At 67.1% G+C, this 10,085-nt stretch carries 11 protein-coding genes; 9 read left to right on the forward strand and 2 right to left on the reverse strand.

Annotated features, from left to right (window positions below; genetic code table 11):
* The first annotated feature begins 491 nt into the window (after window positions 1–491).
* The 5 genes from recQ to ACE026_RS16775 all read left to right on the forward strand — a co-directional run bounded on the left by recQ (window position 492) and on the right by ACE026_RS16775 (window position 6,393).
* Window positions 492–2,297: a DNA helicase RecQ gene (gene recQ / locus ACE026_RS16755; protein WP_152151915.1), complete on the forward strand. Its 1,806-nt coding sequence runs from the start codon at window positions 492–494 to the stop codon at window positions 2,295–2,297.
* Between the two features lie 94 nt (window positions 2,298–2,391).
* Window positions 2,392–2,787, forward strand: a complete 396-nt coding sequence (locus tag ACE026_RS16760) for a CopL family metal-binding regulatory protein (protein WP_486039977.1) — start codon at window positions 2,392–2,394, stop codon at window positions 2,785–2,787.
* Window positions 2,788–2,891: 104 nt separating this feature from the next.
* Complete coding sequence (locus ACE026_RS16765; protein WP_486039978.1) at window positions 2,892–4,685, forward strand: copper resistance system multicopper oxidase; 1,794 nt, start codon at window positions 2,892–2,894, stop codon at window positions 4,683–4,685.
* Window positions 4,682–5,779, forward strand: a complete 1,098-nt coding sequence (locus ACE026_RS16770; RefSeq protein ID WP_486039979.1) for a copper resistance protein B — start codon at window positions 4,682–4,684, stop codon at window positions 5,777–5,779. Before ACE026_RS16765 ends, ACE026_RS16770 begins: the two co-directional genes overlap by 4 nt.
* Window positions 5,780–5,880: 101 nt before the next feature.
* Entirely contained in the window at window positions 5,881–6,393 is a 513-nt protein-coding gene (locus ACE026_RS16775; protein WP_486039980.1) for a GNAT family N-acetyltransferase, read from the forward strand.
* Between the two features lie 18 nt (window positions 6,394–6,411).
* Here the strand turns inward: ACE026_RS16775 and ACE026_RS16780 are convergent, their stop codons facing one another.
* The gene (locus ACE026_RS16780) at window positions 6,412–6,708 is read right to left on the reverse strand and encodes a TFIIB-type zinc ribbon-containing protein (protein WP_088432901.1); all 297 of its coding nucleotides are present in this window, start codon (window positions 6,706–6,708) and stop codon (window positions 6,412–6,414) included.
* Window positions 6,709–6,861: 153 nt separating this feature from the next.
* Between ACE026_RS16780 and ACE026_RS16785 the strand changes: the two genes are divergently transcribed.
* From ACE026_RS16785 to ACE026_RS16795, 3 genes are all read left to right on the forward strand, one after another.
* Window positions 6,862–7,626: a CPBP family intramembrane glutamic endopeptidase gene (locus tag ACE026_RS16785; RefSeq protein WP_486039982.1), complete on the forward strand. Its 765-nt coding sequence runs from the start codon at window positions 6,862–6,864 to the stop codon at window positions 7,624–7,626.
* A 122-nt stretch (window positions 7,627–7,748) separates the two neighbouring features.
* Complete coding sequence (locus ACE026_RS16790; protein WP_152151904.1) at window positions 7,749–8,147, forward strand: response regulator; 399 nt, start codon at window positions 7,749–7,751, stop codon at window positions 8,145–8,147.
* Between the two features lie 157 nt (window positions 8,148–8,304).
* The gene (locus ACE026_RS16795; RefSeq protein WP_486039983.1) at window positions 8,305–8,970 is read left to right on the forward strand and encodes a DUF3011 domain-containing protein; all 666 of its coding nucleotides are present in this window, start codon (window positions 8,305–8,307) and stop codon (window positions 8,968–8,970) included.
* Window positions 8,971–8,991: 21 nt separating this feature from the next.
* Here ACE026_RS16795 and ACE026_RS16800 read toward each other — a convergent pair whose 3' ends face one another.
* Window positions 8,992–9,666: a lysozyme inhibitor LprI family protein gene (locus ACE026_RS16800; RefSeq protein WP_486039984.1), complete on the reverse strand. Its 675-nt coding sequence runs from the start codon at window positions 9,664–9,666 to the stop codon at window positions 8,992–8,994.
* A 220-nt stretch (window positions 9,667–9,886) separates the two neighbouring features.
* Between ACE026_RS16800 and ACE026_RS16805 the strand changes: the two genes are divergently transcribed.
* A complete protein-coding gene (locus ACE026_RS16805) occupies window positions 9,887–10,051 on the forward strand; it encodes a hypothetical protein (RefSeq protein ID WP_486039985.1) in 165 nt (54 codons plus the stop codon).
* Window positions 10,052–10,085: the final 34 nt, after the last annotated feature.

Genomic DNA, 10,085 nt, shown 5'->3' on the forward strand with positions numbered 1-10,085 from the left:
CTGACGGTCCCGTCAGGGCCTGGCCCCCCACTCGCCAGATAGATCTGGATGGACGGTTGGGCAAGCCAGAGCGGCCTCTTCGTCAAGCGGTAACAGACCTCAGACCTCAGGCCTCAGGCCTCGGGCCACAAGTCAAAGGTCAAAGGCAAGCAACAGCAGACAGGCGCCGATTGGCGCCTGTCTGCGTTTGACTGGCGCGTGACTGGCTCTGGACTGGCTCTCCTTTGAAGACCAGCCAAGTGTCGACGGCGCGGTGTGGGTGGGTCTGCAGGACCGTTGTGCGCCATGGATGGCGCACATCGAGCCCCCATGGACGGGTTCACGGCGGGTCCAGCAGACCCACCCATACCGCGCCAACCCCGTAGGAGGCCACGCCCTTCGCTTTGCGCCTCTGGCTCTGGCTCTGGCTCCGGCTCCGGCCTCGGCTTTCCTACAGACCGATCCGGCATCAGAGGACACGGCCCGTAGCCTGGGCAAGGTAAACTAGCGCGATGTCTTCCCGCCCCGCGCACGACCTGCTCAGCCGCATCTTTGGTTACGACGAATTCCGCGGTCCGCAGCAAGCGATCGTCGAGCATGTCGCCGCCGGCAATGACGCGCTCGTCCTCATGCCCACCGGCGGCGGCAAATCGCTCTGCTACCAGGTCCCCTCCCTGCTCCGCGACGGCACCGGCATCGTCATCTCGCCGCTGATCGCCCTCATGCAGGACCAGGTCGAAGCCCTGCGCCAGCTCGGCGTCCGCGCCGAATACCTCAACTCCACCCTCGATGGCGAAACCGCCGCCCGCGTCGAGCGCGAACTGCTCGCCGGCGAACTGGACATGCTCTACGTCGCCCCCGAGCGACTGCTGACCGGCCGCTTCCTCTCGCTGCTCTCGCGCAGCCGGATTGCGCTGTTCGCCATCGACGAAGCCCACTGCGTCTCGCAGTGGGGCCATGACTTCCGCCCCGAATACCGCCAGCTCACCGTCCTGCACGAGCGCTGGCCCGACGTCCCGCGCATCGCGCTGACCGCCACCGCCGATCCGCCAACCCAGCGCGAGATCGCCGAACGGCTGGACCTGACCAACGCCCAGCACTTCGTCAGCTCGTTCGACCGGCCCAACATCCGCTATACCGTCGTCCAGAAAGACAACGCCAAGCGCCAGCTGCTGGACTTTCTCAAGGTCCACCGCCAGGAAGCGGGCATCGTGTACTGCATGTCGCGGCGCAAGGTCGAGGAAACCGCCGAGTTCCTGTGCAAGGAGGGCATGAACGCCCTGCCCTACCACGCCGGCCTGCCCGCCGAGGTACGCGCCGCCAACCAGCGCCGCTTCCTGCGCGAGGATGGCATCGTCATGTGCGCCACCATCGCCTTCGGCATGGGCATCGATAAACCGGACGTGCGCTTCGTCGCGCATACCGATCTGCCCAAATCAATGGAAGGGTATTACCAGGAAACCGGCCGCGCCGGCCGCGATGGCGAGCCTGCCGAAGCCTGGCTCTGCTATGGGCTCGGCGATGTCGTGCTGCTCAAGCAGATGATCGAACAGTCCGAAGCCGGCGAAGACCGCAAAACGCTCGAACGGTCCAAACTCGACCACCTGCTCGGCTACTGCGAATCCATGCAGTGCCGCCGCCAGGTCCTGCTGGCCGGGTTCGGGGAAACCTACCCCCAGCCCTGCGGCAACTGCGACAACTGCCTGCTGCCGCCGGATGCCTGGGATGCCAGCGTCGCCGCCCAGAAAGCGCTGAGCTGCGTCTACCGCAGCGGGCAGCGCTTCGGTGTCGGTCATCTGATCGACATCCTGCGCGGCGGTGACAACGAGAAGGTGCGTCAGTTCGGGCATACCGAGCTGAGTACCTACGGGATCGGCAAGGACCTGGATGCCCGCAGCTGGCGCAGCGTGTTCCGCCAGCTGGTCGCCTCCAGCCTGCTGGAGGTGGACAGCAGCGCGTACGGTGGCCTGCGCCTGACCGATGGCAGCCGCGAGGTGCTCAAGGGCCAGCGCAAGGTCATGATGCGCCGCGAAACACCCAAGGCCGCCCGCGAGCGTGACCGCAGCGGCCAGCGCACCGGCCTGTCGGTGCTGCCGCAGGATCTGGCGCTGTTCAATGCGCTGCGCGGCCTGCGTGCCGAACTCGCGCGCGAGCAGAACGTGCCGGCCTTCGTGATCTTCCACGACAGCACCCTGCGCAATATCGCCGAACAGCGCCCCACCAGCGTCGACGCGCTGGGCCGGGTCGGTGGCATCGGCGGCACCAAGCTGGCCCGCTACGGCGACCGCCTGGTCGAGATCGTGCGCGAGGAAGGCTGATGCCCCCGCGCGCTCAGCCAGACCCGGCTCCAGAGTTGAACCCTGCGTTCAGCCGCAGGTGCGGCCGCCAGGGTTTGGCAGTAAGGTGAGCCCCATGTCCGCCAGTGGCCTGCTCCTGCGAGTTGTCCTGATGCTCAGCCTGTTGCTCAATGGGCTGAACGTGGCCATGGCCGGCCCGATGGCACTGGCCCTGGCCGAACCGGCCGTGGCCAGCAGCGCGACTCCGCCCTGCCATGGCGACGCGCCGATGCCCGCCGCACACGATCACCACACCATGGCCACCGCCGACACCGGCGCCCAGGCCCCGCATGATGGCGACCACTGCAAGATCAAGGACTGCCTGCGCAGCTGCGCCCAGCAACCCAGCCTGACCGTCCAGGTCGCCTGGTTGGCGACCCCGCCGCCGGTGTCGATGTCGCCGCTGAACACCGTGCATCCCAGCCTGCCGACACCACCGCTGGACCGTATCACCCGCCCTCCGATCGCCTGATCCGCCGCGCGCTGCGAGCGCCGGCCTGAGGCTCTGCGCATGCGCCCCGGCGTGTGTGCGATGACGGCACCCCGTGTGCCATTCGAATCGGATTCGGAGTTGCAATGTCTTTCCCCAAAATACCCGGCACGGGCACCCCGCCCATGCCGTCACGCCGCCTGTTCGTGCAGGGCGTGGCTGCCGGCGGCGTGGTCGCCAGCCTGGCCGCCACCGGCCTGAGTCCGCGTGCGTTCGCCGCCGCCGGCCCCGGTCTTGCCGGCGCCCCGCAGGTCCTGAGCAGCCATGACGTGCAGCTGAGCATCGGCGAATCGCTGGCCAATTTCACCGGCCGCACCCGCCCGGCGATCACCGTCAACGGCAGCCTGCCCGCGCCGATCCTGCGCTGGCGCGAAGGCCAGACGGTCAACATCCGGGTCGCCAATGCGCTGCAGGGCCACCCCACCTCCATCCACTGGCACGGCCTGCTGCTGCCAGCCAACATGGATGGCGTGCCCGGCCTGAGCTTCAACGGCATCGCGCCGGGCGAGGCCTACCAGTACCGCTTCACCCTCAAGCAGTCGGGCACGTACTGGTACCACAGCCATTCCATGTTCCAGGAACAGGCCGGCCTGTACGGCGCGCTGATCATCGACCCGCTCGAACCGGCGCCGTATCGCGTCGACCGCGAGCACGTGATCCTGCTCTCGGACTGGACCGACCTGGACCCCGGCGCGCTGTTCCGGCGCATGAAAAAGCTCGCCGAGCACGACAACTACTACAAGCGCACCCTGCCCGACTTCCTGCGCGATGTCCGCAAGGATGGCTGGGCCGCGGCCACCGCCGACCGCGGCATGTGGGGCCGGATGCGGATGACGCCAACCGACATCTCCGACATCAACGCCCACACCTATACCTACCTGCTCAACGGCACCGCCCCGGCCGGCAACTGGACCGGGCTGTTCCGCAGCGGCGAGAAGGTGCTGCTGCGCTTCATCAACGGCGGCTCGATGACCTATTTCGACGTGCGCATCCCCGGCCTGAAGATGACCGTGGTCGCCGCCGATGGCCAGTACATCCACCCGGTCAGCATCGATGAATTCCGCATCGCCCCGGCCGAGACCTTCGATGTGATCGTCGAGCCCAGCGGCCAGGACGCGTACACGATCTTCTGCCAGGACATGGGCCGCACCGGTTACGCCGCCGGCACGCTGGCCGTGCGCCACGGCCTGCAGGCGCCGATTCCCGCGCGCGACCCGCGTCCGCTGCTGACCATGAGCGACATGGGCCATGACATGGGGCATGCCGCAGGCGGGATGGCGGGCCACGACATGAAGGGCATGGAAGGCGGCTGCGGTGCCAGCATGGGCCACGGTGCGCACGGCGCCGATCCCAAAGCGCCGCGTCACCCGGCCAGCGAGCAAGGCAACCCGCTGGTGGACATGCAGAGCATGGCCACCGAGCCCAAGCTGGATGATCCCGGTATCGGCCTGCGCGACAACGGCCGCAACGTGCTTACCTACGGCGCGATGCGCAGCCTGTTCGACGATCCCGATGGGCGTGATCCCGGTCGCGAGGTCGAGCTGCACCTGACCGGCCACATGGAGAAATTCAGCTGGTCCTTCGACGGCATCCCGTTCGCCAGCGCCGAACCGCTGCGCCTGAACTACGGTGAGCGCATGCGCATCGTGCTGGTCAACGACACGATGATGCAGCACCCGATCCATCTGCACGGCGTGTGGAGCGATCTGGAAAACGCGGACGGCGAGTTCCACCTGCGCAAGCACACCATCGACATGCCGCCGGGCACCCGCCGCACCTACCGCGTACGTGCCGACGCACTCGGCCGCTGGGCCTACCACTGTCACCTGCTGTACCACATGGAAGCGGGCATGATGCGCGAAGTGAGGATCGAAGAATGAGCCGCTCGTCTCTCACCGTGCTGTCCGCACTGAGCGCCGGCCTGCTGCTGGCGTTGTCCGCACCGGCCTGGGCACAGTCGCACGCCGGCCATTCCACGATGCCGACCACGACCACGACCGATGCGCCACCGGCGGATGACGGCAGCGTCGATCACAGCAGGATGGACCATTCAACGATGGACCATGGCAGTACCGATCACAGCCAGATGGACCATTCAACGATGGATCATGGCAGCGCCGATCACAGCAAGGTGGACCATTCGACGATGGACCATGGCAGCACCGATCACAGCCAGATGGACCACTCGACGATGGACCATTCAACGATGGATCACGCCGCGATGGGCCATGCCCCACCGAAGCCGCCTGCGCCCATCGAACCGCTCGAACCGATTCCTGCCGTGACCGCCGCCGACCGCCTCGCTGCGTTCCCGCCGATCGACCACGGTGCGATGGAGCATGCGCCGGAGATTCACAGCATGTTGCTGGTCAACCGCCTTGAACACTGGGACGGCCAGCACGGTACCGGCCAGGCCTGGGAGGCCAGCGGCTGGGTCGGTGGCAACATCCACCGGCTGTGGCTGCGCAGCGAAGGCGAGCGCAGTGACGGCCGCACCGAATCGGCCAACCTGGAAGTGATGTACGGCCGCAGCGTGTCGCCGTGGTGGGACGTACTGCTCGGCGTGAAACAGGATTTCCGCCCGGCCGATTCACGCACCTGGGCGGCGTTCGGCATCCAGGGGTTGGCGCCGTACAAGTTCGAGACCTCGGCCACGGCCTATGTCGGCGAAGGCGGCCAGTTCGCCGCCACGGTGGAAGTGGAGTACGAGCTGCTGCTGACCAACCGCTTGATCCTGCAGCCGCTGGTGGAAGCCAGTTTCTCGGCGAAAGACGAGCCGGCGTATGGCAATGGCGCCGGCCTCAACAAGCTCGAGGCCGGGCTGCGCCTGCGCTACGAGTTCAGCCGCCGCATCGCGCCCTACATCGGCATCAGCCATGAGCGGATGTTCGGTGATACCGCCGACTACCACGAAGCAGCCGGCGAACGTGCGCGCGATACCCGCTGGGTGGCGGGCGTGCGGGTCTGGTTCTGATCCAGCAGCCATGACAGGTTCCGGGTGCCTCATGCACCCGGAACCACGGCCGACCCCGGGCGATGGCGTAAGCTGCCGGCCCCACCTGCCTGCCTTGTGCCATGACGTTGACCATCCGCCGTGCCACCGTTGCCGATGCCGCTGCGCTGTCGGCGATCGCCATCGCCACCTACACCGAAACCTTCGGCGATTCCTACCCGCCTCAGGACCTGCACACGTTCCTGCACAGCCACTATTCGGCCGAGCCGCAGCGCCGCGAGCTCGCCGATCCACGCAACGCGGCGTGGCTGCTGGACGACGGCGACCGTGTGGTGGGCTATCTCGCCGCAGGCCCGAACAGCCTGCCGCATGCCGAGGCCAGCGAGGGCGATATCGAGCTCAAGCGACTGTACGTGCTCGCCAGCCACCAGGCTGGTGGTCACGGCGCGCGCCTGATGGACGCGTTCCTGGCATGGCTGGATCAACCGCGGCGGCGCACGCTGTGGATCGGCGTGTGGTCCGAGAATCTGGGTGCGCAACGCTTCTACGCACGCTATGGCTGCCGCAAGGTGGGCGAATACGATTTCCCGGTCGGCGAGAGCGTCGACCGGGAGTTCATCCTGCGCCGCGCCTGAGCGCAGCGCAGGCATGCATCAGAAGTCGAACAGGTCCGACAGGAAGCTCTCTTTCTTCTTCTTGCGGTAGCCCTGCTGGTCGCCGTACTGCTGCTGGCCCAGGTGGCGGGTATCACGGTGCTGCACGGCAGCCGGCGGCGGCGGTGCGGCCGCGCGCACCGGCGCAGGGGCGGCGGCACCAGCCGAGCGCTCGATGATCTTGTCCAGCTCACCTCGGTCCAGCCACACGCCACGGCACTGCGGGCAGTAGTCGATCTCGATGCCTTGGCGCTCGGACATCTGCAGCGCTTGGGTTTTGCATACGGGGCATTGCATGGGCGGTCGTCCAAGGGGTAAAGCCGCACTCTAGCCGGTCGCACCTGACCGTGGTGCAACGCGGCCATGACCGATGGCCCCCCGACCTATGCCCCATGCTGCTGGTGTGGCAATGACGAACAATCCACGCCGTCCCTGGATATGGAGCGTCCCATGCCGTCCCTTCGCCTGCCCACCTGGCTGGCCGCCTGCGCGGTGGTGCTGACCCTGGCCGTGTCGATCAATCTGCGCGACCTCGCCGCGTGGCTGGGCACGCCAATTCCGAAGCTGCCCATTCCCTATGGCGGCGCCATCCTCGACAACGGCCTGGGCGTGCTGCTGGTGCTGGCGGTGGCTGCGCTGCTGCTGCGCCCCGGTCAACGCCTGCATGCGCTGCTCGGGTTGCGCTGGAATGGCTGGCAGGGCCCGGCGCTGGCCCTGCTGGCGACCCTGCCCTGCTGGCTCGGCCTGTGGTGGCTGGGCGGGGTGAATCCCACCCAGGACCTGCTGGCCCTGTTGATGCTCGGGGTGTTGTTCCCGCTGGCCGAGGAGATCATTTTCCGCGGCTTCGGTTTCATCTTTGCGCACCGCCAGCAGCGTTGGCCGTGGCTGGCCGCCGCGCTGGTGCAGGCGGTGATTTTCGGTGCGATCCACTGGTGGTCATTCGGTGGCGGCGGCGGCATGGCGCTGCAGGTGTTCGCCATCACCGGCATCGGCGGGCTGGTGTTCGCCTGGCTCAATACGCTGGACGACTACACCCTGTGGAGCGGGCTGGCGCTGCACGTCTCGCTCAACCTGGCCTGGAACGTCTTCGTGATCACCGAGGCGACCGCCGTCGGCTGGCCGGCGACGGTGCTGCGCCTGTCGGCAGCGGGCTTGGCGGTCGGGCTGGTGTGGGCTTGGCACCGCCGACTCAGGCGGCCGCCGGCCGTTGCCTGAGCGGCATGGGTGGCATGGCATCGCTGGGTTCACCCGGCATTGGGGCGGCGTCGACGATCTCCTCACCAGCGCCCCGCGATACTTGCGCGCCCCTCTCCGGGGGTAAGCAGGAACCACGCTCCATGTTGTTGTCCAAGCACCATCCCGAACCGCGCGTGTTGTTGATCGAAGACACCGAAGACACCCGCGAGCTCAGCCGCATGGCACTGGAAAGCCAGGCGTGCGAAGTCGTTGCGGTCAGCTCCGCCGAAGCCGCACTGGGCCTGCTGCAGGCCGGCGAGCGCTTCGATCTGGTGTTCACCGATGTCTGCCTGGGCGCGGTGAGTGGCATCGAGGCGGCGCATCGGGTCAAGCAGGAACAGCCCGGGCTGCCGGTGCTGGTCACCTCGGGCCTGGAGCCCTCCGTGGTGGTGCCTCAGCTCGGCCCGGGCATGCATTTTCTGCCCAAGCCCTACAGCATGAGCGAGCTGCTCGACGCGATCCGTGCCTGCTTCCAGCACCCGTTGGCGGCCTGCGCCTGAGGCGAGTCACGTGCGGCGGCCTGCAGCCGTCCGCGCGCGCAGCGCAGTGATCTTCATCCGGATTTCATGTCCGCGTGGCCATCGTCGGTGCCGGGAACGGGGCCTCCCGCTTTCCATACGATGTGACACGCTCCTTTTCCTTGCCGGAATCGACGATATGCTCTTCCGTATGCTGCTGGCCACGCCCTTGCTGTTGATGCTGCCGTTGGAAGATGCGCGCGCGGATGACTTCGTCACCTGCGAGAGCCGCGACAACCGCTATCAGTCCTGCACCCTGCCCCGCGCGGGCTACGTCACCCTGGACCGCAAACTGTCCGGTGCGGACTGCCGCCAGGGCCGCAACTGGGACTACGACCGCCGCGAGGTATGGGTCGACGATGGCTGCCGCGCCTCGTTCCGGGTGCACGGCGGCAGCGATCGCGATGACCGCCACGACAAGGACAACCACGACGCCAAGGTCGCGGCCGGCGTTCTGATCGGCGCGGCGATTCTCGGCGCGTTGGCGCACAACGCCGACAAGGATGATGCGCGCTACGACGACGAGAACTACCAGGGCGCGCGCCACACGTCCTATGTGCCCACCTGGATGATCGGCGAATTCGAGGGCTACAACCCGACCTTCAACGCCGACATCCGCATGCGCATCGACAGCGACGGCCGCATGAGCGCACAGACGCGTGGGCAGTCGTTGAATGGCTGGGTCAATGGCGGCCAGCTCAACGTCGGCAGCAGCGTGTTCGACATCAGCCAGAGCCGTGAGGGCTTCGTCACCACCGAAGTGGGCGACCGCCAGAACGAGGTGCGTTACCGCCGCGTGCCTTGAGCAACGCGGCGGGGGCCGCCATCACTTGGCGATCTGGCACTGCAGCGTGGTGCCGTAGAACTCCAGCGTGGTCTGGTCGTTGTGGGTACGCAGGTCGACACCTTCGCGCCCCCAGCGGCCACCGTTGTTTTCCTCGCGAGTGACCGGCACCGGGAACACGATCGCCTGGTCATTGCCCCAACTGACCACGGCCGCGGTCGGGTCGATGTCGTTGTAGAACACCGCCGTCACCGGCTTGCTGTTGTCATCGCAGCGATACTCGACCTTGGCCGGCACCTGGATGCCGCCGCCATTGATGGTCAGCTCGACCAGCCGGGTCTGATAGGACTCCACGAGACAACGGTGCGGATCGACCGCGCGCGAACAGGCATCGCGCCCTTTGATCCAGCCACGCTGCTCGGCTGCGATGTCCAGCTCGTCCGGGCTGGTCTGCACGCGCTTGTAGAGCGCGGCCAGCTGGCGGTCCAGCGCGGCCAAGCGAGCGTCGCCACACACCTGCTGCTCGGCCTCGGAGTGCGCCTTGGCGCAATCGAACGAGGGCGACTGCTGGGCGGCCGCAGGAGCGGATGATGCGGCGGGCGCCTCAGCGGCGGGCGATTCGGACGCCGAAGGCGTGGCCGGTTGATCGGCGGGCTCAGGCTTGGAGCACGCTGCGAGCGCAAGCGCCCCCAGGCCCAGCAGGACGACACGTTTCATGGCACCTCCAACAACGATCAGCTCAAAGACAGCCTATTGTGCGTGATCGCGCGCGTGCAGCGTGCATGCGCGGCTGCGATCTCCCTGTTCAGCCGAAAAGCACCGCATTACCAGCGTTCGTTGAGACAGCCCTGACCCCGTGCTCATGCAAGTGCGACCCTCGCGTAACAGCGCCAAGTGCACGATGGCAGTGCGACATAACGTCGCCTTGGAGTTACCCATGTCCAACATGCAGAACAACGAAAACAACGTCAAGAACGCCGCTACTGCCCAGAACGGTCCGCAGTCCGAACAGGACCGCAAGGACGCGCAGGCCAAGCAGCAGAAGCAGGAACAGGACACCAAGAAAGCCCCTGACGCGGGCAACAAGCCGCAGCAGAAGTAATTCCTTCGCCGCAGGGTGGGGGGGGGGGCCGCGC

The organism is Stenotrophomonas sp. AGC87 (assembly GCF_057333975.1).

Coding starts and splice junctions, on each gene's coding strand:
- ACE026_RS16805 (WP_486039985.1), top strand. CDS start 9,887: ATGTCCAACATGCAGAACAACGAAAACAACGTCAAGAACGCCGCTACT.
- ACE026_RS16790 (WP_152151904.1), top strand. CDS start 7,749: ATGTTGTTGTCCAAGCACCATCCCGAACCGCGCGTGTTGTTGATCGAA.
- ACE026_RS16795 (WP_486039983.1), top strand. CDS start 8,305: ATGCTCTTCCGTATGCTGCTGGCCACGCCCTTGCTGTTGATGCTGCCG.
- ACE026_RS16765 (WP_486039978.1), top strand. CDS start 2,892: ATGTCTTTCCCCAAAATACCCGGCACGGGCACCCCGCCCATGCCGTCA.
- recQ (WP_152151915.1), top strand. CDS start 492: ATGTCTTCCCGCCCCGCGCACGACCTGCTCAGCCGCATCTTTGGTTAC.
- ACE026_RS16775 (WP_486039980.1), top strand. CDS start 5,881: ATGACGTTGACCATCCGCCGTGCCACCGTTGCCGATGCCGCTGCGCTG.
- ACE026_RS16760 (WP_486039977.1), top strand. CDS start 2,392: ATGTCCGCCAGTGGCCTGCTCCTGCGAGTTGTCCTGATGCTCAGCCTG.
- ACE026_RS16770 (WP_486039979.1), top strand. CDS start 4,682: ATGAGCCGCTCGTCTCTCACCGTGCTGTCCGCACTGAGCGCCGGCCTG.
- ACE026_RS16800 (WP_486039984.1), bottom strand. CDS start 9,666: ATGAAACGTGTCGTCCTGCTGGGCCTGGGGGCGCTTGCGCTCGCAGCG.
- ACE026_RS16780 (WP_088432901.1), bottom strand. CDS start 6,708: ATGCAATGCCCCGTATGCAAAACCCAAGCGCTGCAGATGTCCGAGCGC.
- ACE026_RS16785 (WP_486039982.1), top strand. CDS start 6,862: ATGCCGTCCCTTCGCCTGCCCACCTGGCTGGCCGCCTGCGCGGTGGTG.